The organism is Serratia sp. NA_13 (assembly GCF_052691735.1).
The window spans coordinates 329811-348778 of sequence record NZ_JBQZFV010000001.1 but is presented as its reverse complement, the minus strand read 5'-3'; the positions used below and the strand labels follow the sequence as shown (position 1 = coordinate 348778).

The 18968-nt window shown below is 53.6% G+C and carries 18 protein-coding genes; 6 read left to right on the top strand and 12 right to left on the bottom strand.

Annotated features, from left to right (window positions below):
* Positions 1-75: 75 nt before the first annotated feature.
* Complete coding sequence (locus ACUTSU_RS01630) at positions 76-513, bottom strand: glyoxalase (RefSeq protein WP_445653684.1); 438 nt, start codon at positions 511-513, stop codon at positions 76-78.
* 15 nt (positions 514-528) lie between these two features.
* On the bottom strand, positions 529-1398 hold the full coding sequence (locus ACUTSU_RS01625; protein WP_445651683.1) for a helix-turn-helix domain-containing protein: 870 nt from the start codon (positions 1396-1398) through the stop codon (positions 529-531).
* A 180-nt stretch (positions 1399-1578) separates the two neighbouring features.
* Here ACUTSU_RS01625 and ACUTSU_RS01620 point away from each other — a divergent pair, with 180 nt between their 5' ends.
* Complete coding sequence (locus ACUTSU_RS01620) at positions 1579-2484, top strand: DMT family transporter (protein ID WP_445651519.1); 906 nt, start codon at positions 1579-1581, stop codon at positions 2482-2484.
* A 337-nt stretch (positions 2485-2821) separates the two neighbouring features.
* On the opposite strand, the gene ACUTSU_RS01615 is transcribed toward ACUTSU_RS01620, so the two are convergent.
* The 3 genes from ACUTSU_RS01615 to ACUTSU_RS01605 are packed head-to-tail and all read right to left on the bottom strand — an operon-like array spanning position 2822 to position 6052.
* Entirely contained in the window at positions 2822-4195 is a 1374-nt protein-coding gene (locus ACUTSU_RS01615) for an FAD-binding oxidoreductase (protein ID WP_445651518.1), read from the bottom strand.
* A gap of 40 nt (positions 4196-4235) precedes the next feature.
* Positions 4236-5276 carry a GNAT family N-acetyltransferase gene (locus ACUTSU_RS01610; protein ID WP_445651517.1) on the bottom strand — a complete coding sequence of 347 codons (1041 nt, stop codon included), beginning with the start codon at positions 5274-5276 and terminating at the stop codon, positions 4236-4238.
* Positions 5277-5314: 38 nt separating this feature from the next.
* The gene (locus tag ACUTSU_RS01605; RefSeq protein WP_445653683.1) at positions 5315-6052 is read right to left on the bottom strand and encodes a class I SAM-dependent methyltransferase; all 738 of its coding nucleotides are present in this window, start codon (positions 6050-6052) and stop codon (positions 5315-5317) included.
* Between the two features lie 366 nt (positions 6053-6418).
* On the opposite strand from ACUTSU_RS01605, the gene ACUTSU_RS01600 reads away from it, so the two are divergent.
* Both ACUTSU_RS01600 and ACUTSU_RS01595 read left to right on the top strand, forming a co-directional pair.
* The gene (locus ACUTSU_RS01600; RefSeq protein WP_445651515.1) at positions 6419-6781 is read left to right on the top strand and encodes a GNAT family N-acetyltransferase; all 363 of its coding nucleotides are present in this window, start codon (positions 6419-6421) and stop codon (positions 6779-6781) included.
* A gap of 141 nt (positions 6782-6922) precedes the next feature.
* Positions 6923-7282 carry an AprI/Inh family metalloprotease inhibitor gene (locus ACUTSU_RS01595; RefSeq protein ID WP_445653682.1) on the top strand — a complete coding sequence of 120 codons (360 nt, stop codon included), beginning with the start codon at positions 6923-6925 and terminating at the stop codon, positions 7280-7282.
* Positions 7283-7321: 39 nt separating this feature from the next.
* On the opposite strand, the gene ACUTSU_RS01590 is transcribed toward ACUTSU_RS01595, so the two are convergent.
* Together ACUTSU_RS01590 and ACUTSU_RS01585 are read right to left on the bottom strand one after the other, a co-directional pair.
* Positions 7322-7843 (bottom strand): chromate transporter, encoded by a 522-nt coding sequence (locus ACUTSU_RS01590; RefSeq protein WP_445653681.1) that lies wholly within the window; start codon positions 7841-7843, stop codon positions 7322-7324.
* On the bottom strand, positions 7840-8412 hold the full coding sequence (locus tag ACUTSU_RS01585; RefSeq protein WP_445651512.1) for a chromate transporter: 573 nt from the start codon (positions 8410-8412) through the stop codon (positions 7840-7842). Before ACUTSU_RS01585 ends, ACUTSU_RS01590 begins: the two co-directional genes overlap by 4 nt.
* 99 nt (positions 8413-8511) lie before the next feature.
* On the opposite strand from ACUTSU_RS01585, the gene ACUTSU_RS01580 reads away from it, so the two are divergent.
* Complete coding sequence (locus tag ACUTSU_RS01580; RefSeq protein ID WP_445653680.1) at positions 8512-9432, top strand: LysR family transcriptional regulator; 921 nt, start codon at positions 8512-8514, stop codon at positions 9430-9432.
* 3 nt (positions 9433-9435) lie between these two features.
* Here ACUTSU_RS01580 and ACUTSU_RS01575 read toward each other — a convergent pair whose 3' ends face one another.
* Positions 9436-9561: a hypothetical protein gene (locus ACUTSU_RS01575; protein ID WP_445651689.1), complete on the bottom strand. Its 126-nt coding sequence runs from the start codon at positions 9559-9561 to the stop codon at positions 9436-9438.
* Between the two features lie 339 nt (positions 9562-9900).
* Here ACUTSU_RS01575 and ACUTSU_RS01570 point away from each other — a divergent pair, with 339 nt between their 5' ends.
* Entirely contained in the window at positions 9901-11070 is a 1170-nt protein-coding gene (locus tag ACUTSU_RS01570; RefSeq protein ID WP_445653679.1) for a cupin domain-containing protein, read from the top strand.
* Positions 11071-11106: 36 nt separating this feature from the next.
* Here ACUTSU_RS01570 and ACUTSU_RS01565 read toward each other — a convergent pair whose 3' ends face one another.
* The 3 genes from ACUTSU_RS01565 to ACUTSU_RS01555 are packed head-to-tail and all read right to left on the bottom strand — an operon-like array spanning position 11107 to position 15102.
* Positions 11107-12411, bottom strand: coding sequence for a c-type cytochrome (locus tag ACUTSU_RS01565; protein ID WP_445651510.1), 1305 nt, complete (start codon positions 12409-12411; stop codon positions 11107-11109).
* 11 nt (positions 12412-12422) lie between these two features.
* Positions 12423-12881, bottom strand: a complete 459-nt coding sequence (locus ACUTSU_RS01560) for a (2Fe-2S)-binding protein (protein WP_020826797.1) — start codon at positions 12879-12881, stop codon at positions 12423-12425.
* Positions 12882-12894: 13 nt separating this feature from the next.
* A complete protein-coding gene (locus ACUTSU_RS01555; RefSeq protein ID WP_445651509.1) occupies positions 12895-15102 on the bottom strand; it encodes a molybdopterin cofactor-binding domain-containing protein in 2208 nt (735 codons plus the stop codon).
* A 320-nt stretch (positions 15103-15422) separates the two neighbouring features.
* Between ACUTSU_RS01555 and hpxO the strand changes: the two genes are divergently transcribed.
* On the top strand, positions 15423-16580 hold the full coding sequence (gene hpxO / locus ACUTSU_RS01550; protein WP_445651508.1) for an FAD-dependent urate hydroxylase HpxO: 1158 nt from the start codon (positions 15423-15425) through the stop codon (positions 16578-16580).
* A gap of 102 nt (positions 16581-16682) precedes the next feature.
* Here hpxO and dcp read toward each other — a convergent pair whose 3' ends face one another.
* Entirely contained in the window at positions 16683-18884 is a 2202-nt protein-coding gene (dcp, locus tag ACUTSU_RS01545; RefSeq protein WP_445653678.1) for a peptidyl-dipeptidase Dcp, read from the bottom strand.
* Positions 18885-18968: the final 84 nt, after the last annotated feature.

The following is an 18968-nucleotide window of genomic DNA, read 5'->3' as shown; positions in this document are numbered from 1 at the left end:
TGAATGTAATACGCCAAACGGCTACCGCGTCATCTATTCCCTCGAAGATTCTCTGGGGAGAACGTTGATTAACGATTAATCACGCAACCAAGGGGTAAAGGTCACGCCGATCAACAGCCCTTCCGGGCTGAGCAAGCGGGTGACGCTCTGGCCCCAGGGTTCTTCACGGTTAGCTACCAGCAGGCGATAACCGCGATCAATCAATCCCTGAGTTGCCAGTGCCATATCGGCAACGTCAAACTCCATCCAGGCCTGTGGTACCGGCAAATCGGCCGGCCATTGCTCACTGCCGAAGCAGGACTGTGCGGCCTGCGCCAACGGCCACAGGGCGAAGTGTTTCACGCCCTCCAGCACACCATGTTCAGTCAGCAAATAATCGGCATTGCCGTCCATCGGCTTCAGCGGCAGCCCCAGCGCATCCGCGTAGAACGCTTTACTTTGTTCCGTTTGCTGGGTAATCGGCCCAAATCCGGCGATAAACAACACGCCCAGTCCTGCGAACTGCTGTTCCATGTTCTCTCCTGTTGGCTAACGCCCCCGACGCATTTGCGTCGGGGAAAATCCATAGGCCGCCTTAAAGCGGTTACTGAAATGGCTGGAGGAACTAAAACCGCATTCCAGCGCAATCTGCGTCAGTGGCAGCAGGCTGTGACGCAGCAGTTTTTCTGCCTGCTGCAGCCGCGCGCGCATCACAAACTGGTGTGGTGCCAGACCGGTGTCATGTTTGAACATCCGGGCAAAGTGGAACTCACTCAGCCCCGCCTGCGCCGCCAGGTCTGCCAGCAACAACGGTTGGTCTAGATGCTGCTCAATATATTCTTTCACCCGTCTGGCAACCGCTGGAGACAGGCCGCCGCGGACCTGCGGCAACGCCCATTGCAGTTGGCTGTAGCGCTGGATCAGGTGCGACATCAACAGGGTTGTGGCACTGCTGAGTGCCAATTGGTTGCTGCGCTCCTGCCAGTTACAGTTAAGTAAAAACTGGCGATACAGCAGTGTGATCTGCGGATCCTCGCCAAAGGCGCATGATTCGAGGTCAATCGCCGCCGGGCTGCGATCCCAGGTTTGCTCTGCCACCTGACGCAAATGACGATCGGTGCAGTAAAGGTGCACAAAAGACAAATCGCTGCGCACGTCCCAGGTAGATTCATACTGACGCGGCATAATACAAAAGCGATCCGGCCCGCCGCCGTTCTTCCAGCCACCGGGGACTTTTTGATAACACTCATAACCGTCGGCAACATACAGACTCAAAGTATGGTGATCGGCGCTTTCCTGGGTAATACGGTCGTTGCAGTTGGACCAAGCGGCCAGTTCCACGCCAGAACCCAGCCGCACGCTGTTGTGCAACCGCGCTTTATGTTCCCGCAGTGTTTCAAACGCCTTGTAGCCGGACATCGCCGCCTCCCTTTTCACCCATCCCTCCAGTGTAGAGAGTGGCGCAGCGCCACACCAGCCGTCAGTCCGCGCTATTGCCAAAAAAAAGCGCAAGAATATGCAATTGCCAGCAAAGCACGGAAAGCACGGCGGCGTGCAGTGGCTGATACTGCCTTTCTATTGTTTTCGCCGGAGTTTATTATGAACACGCTGCTGTACCTTGCTGTGGTGCTGATTTGGGGCACCACCTGGATTGCGATTACCCTGCAACAGGAAGGGCCAGTGGCCATTCCCGTGTCCATCAGTTACCGCTTTGTGGTCGCCGCGCTGGTGATGTTGGTCATTCTGCTACTGGCACGTCGCCTGCGCCGCATTGCTCTGGGCGACCATCTGTTTTGCCTCCTGCAAGGCTGCTGCGTGTTCGGGTTTAACTTTTACTGCTTCTACCATGCTGCGGCCTATATCAGCAGCGGGCTAGAGTCGGTGATTTTCTCAATGGCGGTATTGTTCAACGCGGTCAACGGCATGATTTTCTTCCGCCAGCGCCCCAGCCCGAACCTGCTACCGGCGGCGGTGCTGGGTATCACCGGGATCGTCGCCCTGTTCTGGCAAGATCTGGTCGCAACACAAATGGCACCGGAGCTGTTGAAAGGCATTGGGTTAAGCGCGCTCGGCACTTTCGGTTTTTCACTGGGCAATATGATCAGCTCCCGTCACCAGCGGCGCGGACTGGACATTTTGTCCACCAATACCTATGCCATGAGCTACGGCGCAGTCCTGATGGCGCTGATCGCCCTGGCTCAGGGCGCGTCATTTCAAATTGAATTCAGCACCCGCTATATCGGTTCGCTGCTGTATCTGGCAATTTTCGGTTCGGTGATTGCCTTTGCCGCCTATTTCAGCCTGCTGGGCCGTATTGGTGCCGGTGCCGCAGCCTACAGCACCCTGTTGTTCCCACTGGTGGCACTGAGCATTTCAACAATCTATGAAGGCTATCAGTGGCACCTGAATGCGGTGATTGGCCTGTGCCTGATCCTGCTCGGTAATCTGGTGATGTTCGCCAAACCGGGCCGGTTCACGGCTTTCTGGCGACGCCGGGCGGTGTAAATAAAAGCGTCTTTGCTACCCGTTGGTAACACCTGACTAACGACCGACCCGGCTTACCGCCTTAAAAAAATCCCCCGAAATGTTCGGCTCCTTTTACGCGCTTGAGGCTGAGAAACCGCTACAATTTTTTGCGGACAGACTCACCAACTGTGCCGTATTGGGTTTTAGGGAGTAGCGGAACCAGAAACACTGTTAACTGGTCAATTTAAATGGGTATTTATTGTTAAATCATTAAATTACCGTCTAATAGGTGCTACTGATAAACTTTGCTATGCCGAAGAAATAACGCCCCTACATGTATACCCAGATGCCAGAGGCGAGCGTTTAGTCAGATCGGCTACTCATCTTGCAAAAATTTGACGTTAATAAAAATTTCAAAGGGATCATATTGTTGACGTAACTCACATAGTCGTTGCCAGTTTTTCGGCAGATAACAACATTCAACTTGTTGGGCGCGAGATTCAAGATCGAACTCATTGATATAACTGCCGCAAGAGAGTTCAGCCAGTTTGTCATAAAGAGAGAGAAGCCATTGACGATTAGCTAGATCGTCTTGCTCTTCATACCATTGCAAATAAGTAGAGACAAAAAAACGACCTTTCACCGAGTAAGCTGCATCGGGGAAGGTTTGTTCCCCACGCCAGGTTAAGAGTGTAATGCCTGCTGGTGAAGGCTGTTCTGGCAGAGCCACATCAAACACACGACCTACAGCCTGGATGCGATCGGTTATGATATTGTCACTACGAAAGTGCCGTCCAATCAGCATTCCTTCACCTTGTAGATAAATATCTTCAAAACTGCTATTCGGAAGTTCTGTTAGTACAGTGATGAGGTAGGAAGGGATCAATTGTATTAGACTTCGTTGAAGTGCAGCACTTTCCTGTTCATTATCAGTGAAAGCAATGATATTCAGTATCAATGTATGAGGTTGATCGGGTTGAGGGTGCATTAACCCAATCATGATTTGAATTCGAGGATCCCAAGTTTGACCTTCAATTACTTCCAATAATATGCTTAGTGCATTATAAGGTAATTGATATACGTGGTTGGCAATTGCTTTTGGCATGGGGTGGCATTTAAGGTAAAAACGAACGACAACGAAAAAAGCATTAGGCCCTGCACCACGTGCAGCCCAAAAAAGATCAATGTTTTCTTCCGCGCTAGCATGACATAATTGCCCATCAGCGGTGATCAAATCCACCGCTTCAATATTAAACACGCTCATACCTCCCCAGGCTGTAGTGTTAATACCCATCCCACCGCCGAGGAGAAACCCACTAAGCGCGACCTGACCCGCATGCCCGGTGGGAAACGCCAATCCATAGCGTTTTAATTGATGGCTAAGTTCACGTGCAGTGACGCCAGGACCTATCTGAGCCAAAGAATTATCAGGGTCAACCTGGATTTCACGTAATGCTGAAATATCCAACAGAATACTATTATTACGTAGAAAGCAACCCGAATAGCTGTGCCCTCCTGCACTCACACTGAGCGGATGACGATGTTGATACGCAAAATTTATCGTATCAACGACATCTTCTACGGATTGGGCCCGTACAATCATTTCGGGCATACGTCCAAAATTTCGTTTATTCCAGGCCGATTGTCGCAACCACCCAGGATACTCAGGATGATAGCGTGAACGTACTCGTCCGGCCAGTTGGAGAGTAAAACTACGGTAGGAATCGGCATAACAGTTTGTCTCTTTCATAGATAGCTCCTGTCATGAATTAAATGGATCTTTTCAGCTATTACAATGGAATAGCTTTATTCAGCCGCCCGCTCGTGAGGGTATATAATCGTTCAGGTTGTAGTCCTAACCGTGTTTTGATTTTGGCATTGAGACGACCCGCTTCCAGGCGCTTTAACTGATGAGAAAAGGCATAGCGATAGGCATTGGCAAAAGCCAGTGTATAGGGACTAAACTCCACGTCGTCATAACGCATACCTGCCGACCATAAATGCAAAGTATCCTGTTGTTGGAAACAAATCATTCCCGCTATCAATTCTCCTTCCCGTTCAATCAAATTAAGACGGATAAGATCACCGCAGATTCGAATAAATCGGGCCAGGAGGTCAGCAGGAAAATACCCTGGAGTTCCATGACGAGCTGTTGTTTCCTGGCAAAGTACTGCAAGTTTTTCTAATCGTTTATCAAATGGTGGTGCCAACATCGACAAAGTAGCACCACTACTTTCAAACTTACGGATTTGTCGGCGCATTTCATTCCGGCCTTTATAGGGCAGGTTTTCAATAAAATTTTCAAAATCAATAAAATCAGAGAGTTCTGCATGCCAACGATCTAACATGAAATTGACGTTTAAATCGAATGCCCCTGCATGCTGGATTAAAAATGGTTCTTGCACGTTTAGTAAGCCGAAATATCTGGCTCCCTCTATCATTGCCAGGTTGCGCCATCGACAAAATAATGCGTCATACAACTCCAATGAGAGTTTACTACTCGGAATAGTGCTATCAAAACAATGCATCGTATGACTGAAAATCCCATATTCATCACCATGGTCAATAATTCCTGAATTTTCAGCAAAGACTTTAAACGGATCTACAATTGATAACCTTTGTAAATAGGCAGGAACAACCGCGAGTAATTGTCCATGCGTACGAGCAACCAGATAATAAGTTTTTTTTACAGGTAATAACGATGCATTTTCAGAGGCGTTGAGAAATCGCCAATCATAAAATAGCGTTCCATTCCGGCATTGATGAAACTGGTCATATTCAGACTTTGATAACTGACTCAATGATGAATAAACTTCAATAGTTATTTCCATAGTCCTCCACACCATGTATGAATATTTAATGGTTGATTTTATTTCTTGTGGCCCGTGTAACGCCCCTCAACCAGCATCGTATGTGGCTTATCAATATATGATTTCAAATTCATTGTGGATGAAAAATTTTGCGGGTGAGGGACTGTCCATCGAATGTCGGTTAGCCCGGCCATTTCAAAGGCCTCATTCATGCTAGCTTGAGACCAATACCAGGCTGTAATCGTAGTTTTTTTATCACCTTGGGGTAAATGTAAGTAAACCTCACAACCATCTTGATAAGGAATGTCAGCCGAGAGGTTAAAACCATAAGGTACGTAATAATCGTGATCGGTAGCATATTGTGGATTTAACGGCAATGTTATTAATCGCCCTTCGGGACGAACTAGCTTAACCATACTATTTGCCATAACATGCAATTGCTCACGATTGCAAGCATAAGGAAGAACATAAATCCCCAATACCAAATCAAACTGATGTTCTAACCCGGGCAATGTTGAAATGTATTCCACGCCTTGAGGATCCATTAATTCCCTTTCCCTCGCATGATCCAACATACCGCCAGCCACGTCGTATCCGACGACGCGTTTAGCCCCAAGAGACTTTAATAATCTGGCGTAATAGCCAGAACCACAACCGAAGTCAAGAACACTTAATCCGGATACATCACCAATATTTTCTAATACCGCAGGTATTTCGATTTCTTTTCTGAATGGCCAATTCATCATATCATCATACAAAGTGGCCAAAGCATCAAATTGGGATATGTGATTACTCATAGGATGTTTAGTACCTCTTACATTTAATCTTTTATCAGGTATAGGTAAAGAACAAAAAAAATACAAATATAAAATTAAATTAAGTATCTAACACGAGAAAAAATATCAAGGGAATTACTTTCATGATAACAGCTTCAATTGAATTAATATTTACTATAAACAATTAATATATAAACATTTAATGATGGCATTACTCTGCATCTTAGTCCACGGCGTGACGGGATGACCAAAAGGTCATTTTAGCAAGGGCGTTATTCCTTCACGGTGCAAGAGTCTGTGAGTAGAGGAGAGTTAAGAGCGTTTAATGAAGAGTAATTATTTGATTTTAAAATAAGTAGCCATTTAGATTGGCTATTTAACGGCGTTTTGAGTTCCGTTGCTCCTCAAACCCCCGTATTCGGCGCCTATTCAAACGGCAGGATCGTTGGGGTCATGGTATTCAAACAGGCCGAGGGCATTAAAGATGCGCATAAGGCCTCACTGACCGGGGTATTTGTTGAACCCGAATTCAGAGGCCAGGGGATCGCCAATGCGCTGCTAAAAGCGGTTATTGATCATGGCTCCAACCAGGTTGAGCAGATACTGCTTACCGTTGTAGCAGACAACGATGCCGCAATTAGCCTCTATAAGCGGTTCGGTTTCGAACCTTATGGCGTGGAGCCTCGTGCGTTGAAGACCGAGCAGGGCTATCTCGACGAAATGCTTATGGTACTTATTTTTCGCCGGTAACGAGCATTAAAACCCCTTGCCCTTCGCTCACCCAGAATTTGGGATCGTGCTATGGTGTTAACGGATTTCAGTAAGGAGTGGCCGATGCCGAGATTTCTCTCTTTGCGCGCAGTACGGCGCGTTGCCCTGACAGGAGTTGTTATGAGCCTTATGTTAAGCAGCACTACCTTGGCCAGTTCACTGCCCCTGCTGGCCCCCTCTGCGCTAAAGGGCCACTGGCAATTGAATGACGCCGAAAACAAAGCCGCCGCCTGCGAGGTTGAGTTAAGCGATGAATTGATCGAAGGCACTAACGCCTACCGGTTTACCGCCTCTGCACAATGTCTGCAGCCGCTGGCCCTAGCCGAACTGCCGGTTGCCTGGCGCCCAACGCCGGACGGCATGACGCTGACCAACGCCGACGGCAGCATGGTCGCGTTCCTGGCGCTGACGGCCCCCAAACACTACGAAGTGATAAATCATCATGGCAAGCCGCGCTTTACGCTGACGCCACGCCAATAGTCGGCTTTTCTGGCGTGACGACAGCGTAAAAACCTGTCGTCACGCCACCAACAACCCCATTAACGCACCGCCCGCCAGCACCCACAACGGATGAATACGCTTGCTCATGCTCACCACCGTGGCCAGCAGAATAATCGCTGCCAACGGCCAGCTTGGCGCGGAAGCTTCGGCGATCAGCACTCCACTCGCCGCGACCAAACCGACGGTAACCGGCACCAGGCCACTCTGCACTCTGCGCCGCCAGGGTTTATCCTTGAAGCGTCGCCAGGCCCCCATCACCAGCAGGGTGACTATCGACGACGGGCCGAACTTGGCAACCGAAGAGACCAGCAGCCCGGACCAGCCGGCCACGTGCCAGCCTATCAGCGGCACGATCATCATATTCGGCCCCGGCGCGGCCTGAGCCATAGCGAACAGCGCACTGAACTCCTGCGCGTTCATCCATTGATGAACCTCCACCACCTGGCGCTGCATCTCCGGCAGAATGGTCATGCCGCCACCGAACGCCAGCAGCGACAACTCGGTGAAAATCAATGCCAGTGAGAGCAAGATGGCAATCATGATGGGTTCCTCCACCACAGCAACAGAATGCTCAGCGGTGCCAGCACCAGCATAGTCGGTAATAACGGCAGACGCAGCCAGGCGATGGCAATCAGACTGATCGCCACAATCGCCAGCGACAGCCATTTACCGCGCAGCGGTAACAGCATTTTTATCCCGGTGGACAACAGCAAACCGGCCGCCGCCGCTGCCAGCCCGGCAAACACGTGTTGCACATGCGCATCGTTCTGAAAACGGGCGTAGACCACACCTAACCCAACCACAATCGCCGTTGGCGCGCTGATCAGCCCCAGCAACGCGCACAAGGCACCGCGTACCCCGCGAAACTCCATGCCCACGGCCACCGAAAGATTGATCACGTTACCACCTGGCAAAAACTGACACAGGCCCAGCAATTCGGTGAACTGTTCACCGCTTAACCAGCGACGGTCTTCGACCAGCATGTTACGTGCCAGCGGCAGCACGCCGCCAAAACCGATCAGCCCCAGCATCAGAAAGCCCCAAAATAGCTCACCGTTGCCCGGTGGGGACGCCAGTTCGCGGTTTTTTACTGCATCAGATTCAGACATTGCCGCTTCCACATTGCTTTTTATGATGGCTGGTATGATGCGCGCCGCTATGTCATGCTGTCTAATGCATTTCATAAGCAAAAAAGATACCTTTGAGGTATGGCTATGATCGAACTTCGTCGCCTGCGGGCATTCGTTATCGTGGTGGAAGAAGGCAATATCACCCGCGCCGCCGAACGGCTGTTTATTCAGCAGCCCCCGTTAACCCGCCTGTTGCAAGGGCTGGAAGATGAGCTGGGGGTAAAGCTGTTGCAGCGCCTGCCACGCGGCGTGCGCGTCACCGAAGCCGGCAATGTGCTGTTCAATGAAGCTCGTGCCCTGTTGGCACGGGCAGAACATCTGACCGAGGCGGTGCACCGTGCCGCACGGGGCGAACAAGGGCATATCGCCATCGGCTTCACCAGTTCTGCCGCTCTGCACCCGTTTGTGCCCAATCTGCTGCGCCGCTACCGCGAGATCCTGCCGGGTATTACCACCCAGTTGGAAGAGGCAGGCAGCGGTGAGCTATTGGAGGCATTGGTGGATGAGCGCCTTGACGTGGCCTTTGTGCGCTCACCGGTGGGTGGCATTCCAGGGTTGACGATTGAACCGGTGCTGCGTGAATCGATGCTGGTCGCCCTGCCTGTCGGCCACCCGCTGGCCGTCACCAGTGAGCCCCCCCTGCCGCTGGAGGCATTAATCCACGAAGCCTTTATCCTTTATCGTCGGCCTGCGGGTCAGGGTTTATACGACGCTATTCTGGCAGCCTGCCACCGTGCCGGTTTCAGCCCACGCGTGATTCAGGAAGCCCCGCGCCTGCCCGCGACCCTCAGCCTGGTGGGTGCCGGTTTAGGGTTGTCCATCGTGCCTGCCTCGATGCGCCGTTTGGGGGGCGACGGCATTGTCTACCGGGCGATTAACGATCGGGCCCAGCTCAGTGCGCCGCTTTATCTTGCGCTGCGCAACAACCGAACATCGGCCATCATCACGCGTTTTCGCGATTTGGTGGCTGAAGCGGTCAGTGAGCAGCCGTCCGGCTAATCGTTAATCCGCCCATTGAGCTGGCGATTTGATCATCCTCGGCGAAACTTTTTCGGCAAAGCGCTCGATATAAGACATCAGCCAGACGGTGAAAATAATCGGCAGCACCGAACCGGCATAGTCGACCATTCGCCCCACTTTAGCCCATTGCTTGAATTAACCGATTAAAATAACACTGACAAAAAAACCTGCCTAAATAAATTAATTCTGTTTATTATTTATTGAACAAAAAACAAAATTAAATTGATACCGCCTGATTATTATTTAACAGTAAAACCAATAATTACAGCCTCTCTCAATTGGTAACAAAAACAAATAAATTATTCGCAACGTTCGAAAACTAACAAACTATGATTTAACCGTCGCCAAACATTTTCAACGCGGCAATAACACACCTGCAGTCAATAAAACCAACAGATAAATCCTGCCGGCCTTGCGGCAGGTATTCTATATATTGGAGAAAGTTATATGTTATCGCGTCGTGATATATTAAAGGCCTCTGCGGTCAGCGCAGCAGCAGCCAGCGTAATGGGCGGTATGATTAAATCCGCCAGCGCTGACGATCATCGCAATATTGTCCCGTCCAGTACTTTCCAACCCGCCGCCGATGCACAAAACCTTTATAAATATGTCTTTGCCAACAGCAAAAAACGCAGTCTGCCCAGCGGCTGGGCCAGAGAGGCTACTGTCGAACAATTCCCGATTTCTGAAGGCGTTGCCGGGGTGGATATGACGCTGGAACCGGGCGGCGTACGCGAGCTGCACTGGCACGCCATTGCCGCCGAATGGGCATTTATGCTGGAAGGTCATGCCCGTATCACCATCATCGACCCGGAAGGAAAGTGCGAAGTGGCGGACTTCGCCGCCGGGGACGTTTGGTATTTCCCCAAAGGCTACGGGCACTCGATCCAGGCATTGGCGGACGGCGCGCACTTTGTCTTGACCTTTGATAACGGCCATTTTTCCGAGTTTGGTACTTTCAGCATTACCGACTGGGTGGCGCACATGCCCAAAGAAGTGTTGGAAAAAAGCGTCAATATGCCTGCATCAGTATTTTCCAAAGCCAAACAGGGTGAGGCCTATATTGTCGGCGGTGCGGTTCCCCCGCCTCTGCCCCTGCCCAGCAACGACGGCGGTTTGAATAATGCCCCGCTGGCTCACCGTTATGAATTAATGAAACAAAAACCTTTTTTTGAAAATGATGCAGGCAGCGTTCATTTGGTTTCCTCAAAAGAATTCCCCATTTCAACCACCATGACCGGCATTATCGAAATCGTCAAACCCGGTGCCGTGCGGGAATTGCACTGGCATCCCAACGCCAATGAGTGGCAATACTATATTTCCGGTCAGGGCCGCATGACGGTATTCAGTTCACACGGCCATGCGCAGACATCAGAATATGCGCCGACAGACGTCGGTTATGTCCCGCAGGGGTTTGGTCATTACATTGAGAATATGGGCGATGAGGATTTCAAGGTGTTAATCGTACTGGACAACGGTATTTACCAGGATATTTCGCTGTCTGACTGGCTGGCGAAAACCCCGGCCTATCTGCTGGCAGATAACTTCAATAATCAGATTGCCGACTGGCAAGCTCGCCCCAGAGATAAACTGGTGATGTCCCGACGCAAAAGCTGATGGCTAGCGAGGGGGCGTTAACCCCCTCGCCAAAGGTTACTGCTTACGCTGCTCCGCCACCTGTTTGGCGGTCACCTTGCCCTGTTTTTCACCAAACTGGCCCACCACGTAGTTGGCTACCGCAGCCACTTCTTCGTCCGAGTATTGGCTACCAAAGTCCGGCATAAACTCGTGCTGCTCACCAATGCTGATACGCGTACCTTTGAGGATTGCCTGCACCACGCTACGGCCCTGCGGATCGTTAACTGCGGTGCTGCCGACCAGCGAAGCATATTTGCTCTGGCGGCCGGTGCCGTTCCACTGGTGACACCCGCTACAGTCTCCGGCGAACAGCCTGCGGCCCAGTGAGTCTTCCTGCCCACCCGGCAATATCGCACTGGATGACGCCGCACCTTTCGGTTGCAAATTCACCGCACTGGCACTGTCGGTGGCGATCGGCTCGATATTACGCAGATATTTCACCAGCGCCTGATTGTCCTCCGGCGTCAGGTACTGCAGGCTGTTTTCCACCGCTTCCGCCATCGGGCCGGAAGCGCTGCTGCGCCCTTCCGCATGGCCGGTGGCCAGATATTGCGACAGTTGCTGCTCGCTCCAGCCACCAATACCGGTCTGAGAGTCCGGGGTAATATTGCCGGCGAACCAGCCCTGGATCACTTCACCGCTGAGGTTTTTACTCTGATTAATGCCGAAGCCCAAATTGCGCGGGGTATGGCACTCGCTGCAGTGGCCCAGTGCGGTCGCCAGATAGGCCCCACGGTTCCATTGCTCATCCTGATTGAGGTTCGGCTCGAAGCGTTTTTCGTTGAAGAACGCCAAATTCCAGAATTTCATGCCCCAGCGCTGGTTGAAAGGGAACGACAGGTCGTTTTCCAGATTGGCCTGCTTCACCGGCGGCAGGCTGAACAGGTAGGCCTTGATCGCCAATACGTCGTCACGGCTTAACGCAGTGTAGGAAGTATATGGCATTGCCGGATACAGATTCCCCTGTGGGCCGACGCCTTCACGCACCGCACTCACAAACTGATCGTCACTCCAGTCACCGATCCCGGTTTCCGGGTCGGCAGTAATGTTGGTGCCATAAATGGTTCCGAATGGCAGTTTAAAAGCAAAACCCCCGGCGAAAGGTTTACCGCCAGGTGCGGTGTGGCAGGCCACGCAGTCGGCGGCACGGGCTAGATATTCACCACGGGCCAGCTTATCGTTAATGCTCGCCGGGGCCCCGGCGATAGGGGCCGTCGGCTCGGGGCCGACCGGGCGTAACAGGGTATAAAGCGCGTAGCCTCCCGCTAACACCACTATTGCGACAATCAGCCATAACAGCCATCTCAGGGCGTAGTTCATGGGTTTCTCCCTTAATCCAACGCCTTGGCGGCCTGGTGAATGGCGGCGCGAATGCGCACGTAGGTAGCACAGCGGCAAACGTTGCCACTCATCGCCGCGTCAATATCTGCATCGCTCGGGTTTTTGCTCTGAGCCAGCAGCGCGCTGGCGCTCATGATCTGGCCTGACTGACAGTAGCCGCATTGCACCACGTCCAGATTGACCCAAGCCGCCTGCACCGCTTTGCCCGCCGGCGTCTCGCCAATCGCTTCAATGGTGGTGATTTTCTTGCCCTCGGCGGCAGAGACCGGCGTCATGCAAGAACGCACCGGCACGCCGTCCAGATGGACGGTACAAGCGCCGCACATCGCGATACCACAGCCAAATTTGGTGCCGGTCAGCCCGGCTTCATCACGCAGAAACCACAACAGCGGCATATGCGGGTCGCCATCAAACGTCAGCGGTTGGTCGTTCACGGTTAAAGTTATCATGCTGTTCTCCTTGTCAGACGCTGGCGTCACTGTTGGAACGGTGTAAAGGCAAGCTCAGCGAACTACGGGGCCGCCCGAGCAGTGCCAGAGCATTCCCGACCGCCGGGGCAATGGTCGGCACACCCAGTTCACCCACGCCGGTCGGGGCCTCGGTGGAAGGCACGATAATCACCTCTATTTCCGGCATTTCATCGATACGCAGTGGACGGAAATTGTTGAAGTTGGACTGCTCAACCACCCCGTCTTTTAGCGTAATGTTGCCGTACAGTGCGATGTTCAAACCATAGCCGATGCCGCCTTCAATCTGCGCACGTATCACATCCGGATTGACCGCTACGCCGCAGTCCACCGCACACCACACCTTGTGCACCCGCGGAATGCCCCCTTCGCCGAGCGAGACCTCGGCAATCTGCGCCACCCGGGTATTAAAGGCCTTGGCGACGCCAACCCCCCGCGCCCGGCCATCCACCACCTTCGCGCCCTGCCAGTTGGCCGCTTTCGCCACCGCCCGCAATACGCCGGCCTCACGCGGCGCATCCCCCATCAGGGCCAATCGCCCCTCTACCGGATCCTGCCCGGTTTCCTGCAACAGTTGGTCGATAAAGCTTTCCACCGCGTGACCGGTGTGGGTACTGGCGACCGATCTCAGTGAGGTAGTGGGTACCTTGCCCGGTACGATATGGGTGTCGCAGCGGAAGCTCTCAAAGGTATAAGGAACGTCGCTGGCGCCTTCGATCATCATCTGATCGACACCGTTGGCCACCAATGCCGTCATCGCACTGTTGAGCGCCCAGGAATGGCCGACGACGGTATCGCTCCAGCCTACCACCTTGCCGCCACGGATCGCCCCGCGCAGCCGGTGCAGGATCATCGGTCGATACCAGCCGTTGCGAATATCATCTTCACGCGTCCACACCACCTTAACCCCATGCCCTGGTCCAATCGCCTTGGCGGCCGCCGCCATGTCTGCGATCAGATCCGGCCCCAGCTTCGGGTTGCCAAGATCGATACGGCGACCAAAGCTGCCACCGGCTAAAATGGTTTCAATTTCTACCTTCTCCGGCGGCAATTGGAACAGGTTGCACAGTTGTTGGTGATCGAGGGTTTGGATCTGGCAGCCATAACGCGCCTTGACGCTTTCACCGTCCCAGAACAGATAGCCGTCCAACGGCTCCATCGGCGCATGGGCCACATACGGGAAGGTGTATTCCGCTTCGATCACTTTGTCGGCTTTATCAAAAACTTCGTCCGGCTGACCGTGGCTTTTCGCCACCGCACCGGGCTTTTGCGCCACCTGGCGGAACTCGGCGAAAATCTGCTCGGTGTTGCGTCGCTCGGCCTGCGAGTCGTCCCACTCCACCTGTAATTTTTCACGCCCCTGGATCGCCGCCCAGGTATTTTTGGCGTACACCGCCACGCCGGTATCAGTCTGCTTCACCGCCACCACGCCCGGCACCGTCAGCGCCCGGCTGGCATCAAATGACGCCACCTTGCCGCCGAAACGCGGCGGTTTTTTGATGGTCACGGTCAGCATATCCGGCTCATGAATGTCCTGAGTGAATTGCGCCGAGCCGTTAGTCTTTGCCAGTGAATCCACCCGGTGCAGGCCGCTGGCCTTACCGATCAGCGTAAAATTGGCGGGATCTTTCAGTGTCAGGGTCGCGGGGTCGGGCGGTGGCAACTGGCTGGCTAACACGGCAAACTCACCGAAGCCTGCTTCACGCCCACTGGCCGCGTGGCGGATCTTACCCGCCTGCACGGTAATTTCCTGCGCCGAGGTTTTCCAGCTTTGCGCGGCGGCCTGAACCAGCATCGCACGCGCCATGGCCCCCATACGACGCATCTGCTCATAGGCATTGGCCACCGAACTGGAACCACCGGTGCCCTGGAAACCGAACGACAGATTTTTATAGACGTTGGTATCAACCGGCGCGGCAACCACCCGCACCTGCAACCAATCGGCGTCCAGCTCTTCGGCGACCAAGGTCGCCATGCCGGTATACACCCCCTGGCCCACCTCGGTATGTTTACTGAGCACCGTGACAATGCCTTCCCGGTCAATCTGCACGAAGGCATTGGCTGCATGAGGATTGTTTTCAGGCGCAGTGGCGGTGTTTGCGCGGGCCAGCGCACCGGTGGACGGCAGATAGGCACCGATCACCAGCGCACTGGCGCCGACGATAAAACGCCGCCGGGTAAGCGGGACTTCGGGTAGATTCATTGCTTATAGCTCCAAAATGCCGATCAACTTTAATCAATGCGGCGAAATCATTCTTTTTATGCCCACCGTCTGCATACACCAGCGCGACGGGCTAATAGTTAGAGTAGCCTATTATTTTCTCTTTCTGGCATTCAGGCGAGGTTTTCCGTTACCGATTCGTGCGGTGTGGTTTGATAGGCAACCCTGGTCAAAGTTGCTCCGTCACGGCCCATAGATTGCACCAAATTGCATCAGGCGGCTGCCTGAACCCGCATCAGCGGCCGGTTTGCGGACTGGTATGGAAATTGCTTCTTCCGAGCATGGCTATAAGGGAGAAGCAGATGAAAGCAATTATTATTGGTGGGGGTATCGGCGGTCTGTGTAGCGCCATCGCATTGCAGCGGGTCGGTATCGACACCGAGGTTTTTGAAGCGGTCAAAACAATCAAACCGGTCGGGGCCGCGATTTCCATCTGGCCCAACGGCGTAAAATGTATTAATTATCTGGGGATGAAAGAACCGCTGCGCGCGCTTGGCGGCCCAATGAACTACATGGCCTATCAGGAATACCTGCACGGCCAGACACTGACCCGCTTTAGCCTGGATCCGCTGATTGCCAGCGTCGGCGAGCGGCCTTACCCGGTGGCCCGTGCCGAGCTACAGGCGATGTTGCTGGACACCTATGGCCGCGACCAGGTGCGCTTTGGCAAACGCGTCAGCGGCATTGAAGAAACGCCGCAAGGCGTGACCGCCTGGTTTGCAGATGGCAGCCAGGCCAGCGGTGATTTTCTGATCGCCGCCGACGGCACTCATTCCGCCATTCGCCCTTATGTGCTGGGCCATGGGGTAGATCGCCGCTACGCCGGTTACGTCAACTGGAACGGGCTAGTAACCATTGACGAGTCCATCGCCCCCGCCGACCAGTGGACCACCTTTGTGGGTGAAGGCAAGCGGGTGTCGTTGATGCCGGTTTCCGATAACCGTTTCTACTATTTCTTCGATGTCCCGCTGCCCACCGGGCTGGCGGAAGACCGCAACAGCGCCCGTGCCGATCTGCAACGTTACTTTGCCGGCTGGGCCGAACCGGTGCAAAAACTGATTGCCGCACTCGATCCCGAAACCATCAACCGCATTGAGATCCATGATATCGAACCTTTTGAACAGCTGGTGCGCGGGCGCGTGGCATTACTGGGCGATGCCGGGCACAGCACCACGCCAGATATTGGCCAGGGCGGCTGTGCGGCGATGGAGGACGCGGTAGTGCTGGCGATTGCCTTACAAACCAACTCGCTCGGCATTGAAGACGCGCTGTTGCGCTATCAGGAAAAACGCAGCCACCGGGTGAAGGATTTGGTGCTGAAGGCGCGCAAGCGCTGTGATGTCACCCACGGTAAAGAGATGGCGATCACCCATGGCTGGTACGAAGAACTGAAAAGTGAAACCGGCGAGCGAATTCTCTCCGGCATGAAAGAAACCATTATGGGCGGGCCGCTGGCCTGACTCTTCCCTTCTTCTGCGGCAAGGCCAGGCTTTGCCGTCAAACACTCAAAAAGAGGCGTAATTTCTTACGCCCCTTGCCATTGCAGTTAACACCGTAGCCTATTACTGGTCTTTGAGGCCGCGGTTAATCAGCATCGGTTCAATGCTTGGTGCTTTGCCACGCCAGTCGACGTACAGTTTTTCCAGATCCTGGCTGTTGCCACGCGACAGCACCATGTCGCGGAAGCGCTGGCCGTTCTCCGCCGTCAGGCCGCCATGTTCGGTAAACCACTGGAAGGCGTCATCCGCCAGCATTTCGGTCCACAGGTAGGCATAGTAACCGGCAGCATAGCCGTTACCCCAGATATGCTTGAAGTAGCTGGAGCGATAGCGCGGCGGTACATAGCTGAGGTCGATCTTGTCCTTCATCAGCGATTCGGCCTCGAACTTGTCCACGTCCTGCTGCGGCTGGTCGGCGCTCAACATATGCCAGTGCATATCCAACAGCGCGGCAGACAGCAGCTCGGTCATGTCATAACCTTTGTTGAACTTGTCGGCTTTTTTGATTTTGTCGACCAGTGCCTGCGGCATGGCTTCACCGGTTTTGTAATGCCTGGCGAAGTGGGCAAAGACTTTCGGATCGCTGGCCCAGTGTTCGTTGAACTGCGAGGGGAACTCAACAAAGTCGCGTGCGGTATTGGTGCCGGACAGACTTGGATACTCCTGATCGGCAAACATGCCGTGCAACGCATGACCAAATTCGTGGAACATGGTGATCACGTCGTCGTATGACAACAGCGCAGGCTGGCCCGCTGCCGGTTTGGTGAAGTTGGCGACGTTGTAAATCACCGGTTTGGTGCCTTTCAGCTTCGATTGTTCGACAAAGTTGCTCATCCAGGCACCACCGCCCTTGTTGTCGCGTTTAAAGAAGTCGGTATAGAACAGCGCCAACGATTTGCCGTCTTTATCGAAGACTTCATACACGCGAACGTCCGGTTGGTAGACCGGGATGTCCTTGCGCTCTTTAAAACTGATGCCATACAGCAGGTTGGCGGCATAAAACACGCCGTTGTTCAGCACGTTATCCAGCTCAAAGTAAGGTTTTATCTGCGATTCATCCAAATCGTATTTGGCTTTGCGCACCTGTTCGGCGTAGAACTGCCAGTCCCAGGCCTCAACCTTGAAACCGCCTTTCTGTTGATCAATCACCCCCTGAATGTCTTTGGCTTCGCGTTCGGCGCGCGCGGTGGCCGCCGGAACGATATTGCGCATAAAGCTCAGCGCCGCATCCGGGGTTTTGGCCATCTGGTTTTGTAGCTTCCAAGCGGCGTAGTTCGGGAAGCCGAGCAACCTGGCCTGCTCGGCGCGAATTTTGGCCAAGCGAGCAATGGTCTGGCGGGTGTCGTTAGCGTCGCCCTTTTCTGCACGGTTCCACGAGGCATCAAACAGCGCTTTGCGAGTTTCGCGGTCTTTCAGACTCTGCAATTCGGGTTGCTGGGTGGTATTTTGCAGCACCAGCAGCCACTGTTTGTCCAGCTTGCGCTCACTGGCCGCCTGGGCCGCCGCCGCCTGCTCACTTTCCGACAGGCCGTCCAGCTTGCCTTTGTCAGCGATCGCCAGTGCGCCATCTTTGGTCGCCGCCAACAGTTTGTTGGAGAACTGGGTGCTCAGCGTTGCCGCTTCCTGGTTCAGGGCCTTGAGTTTGGTTTTATCGGCGTCGGACAGATTGGCCCCCGCCAGCTCAAAGTTCTTATAGGTCACTTCTACCAGTCGGCGAGATTCCGCATCCAGTTTTAACGCATCGCGCTGTTGATAAACCGCCTTGATACGGGCAAACAGCTTGCTGTTGAGCATGATGGCGTCATCCAGCGCCGCCAGTTTCGGCGAGCTTTGCTCATCAAGTTTTTGCAACCCGTCGCTGGTATTGGCCGAGGTCATGGCGCCAAAGACGTTCATCACTCGCGACAGCAACGCGCCGCTTTGTTCCATGGCCACAAAGGTATTTTTAAAATCAGGCTTGGCCGGGTTATTGGCGATCTTCTCCACCTCCTCCAGCTTTTGCTTGATGCCGGCGTCGATCGCCGGGGCGTAGTCGCTTTCTTTGATCAGATTGAACGGCGGCGCCTGGAATGGCAGACGGCTCTGATAGAAGAATGGGTTCTCGTTCTTTTTGTTCTCGTGCTGGTTGGCTTCACCGGTCACGTTAGCCTCCTTAGCCTGGCCGCTTGGCAACGCGCTATGACTCGCGTGCGAGTTGGTTTCTGCTGCCTGTGCCTGCGTGCCCAGCGCCATGCCGATCGCCAGCACCAATGTAGATAAACGCATCAAATCGAAACTCCTCCATGTCCACAGAATAATGTCGCGGAGAGCTCATCTCCCCTTGAGTCACATCCTAGCTTAGGCGCAGTT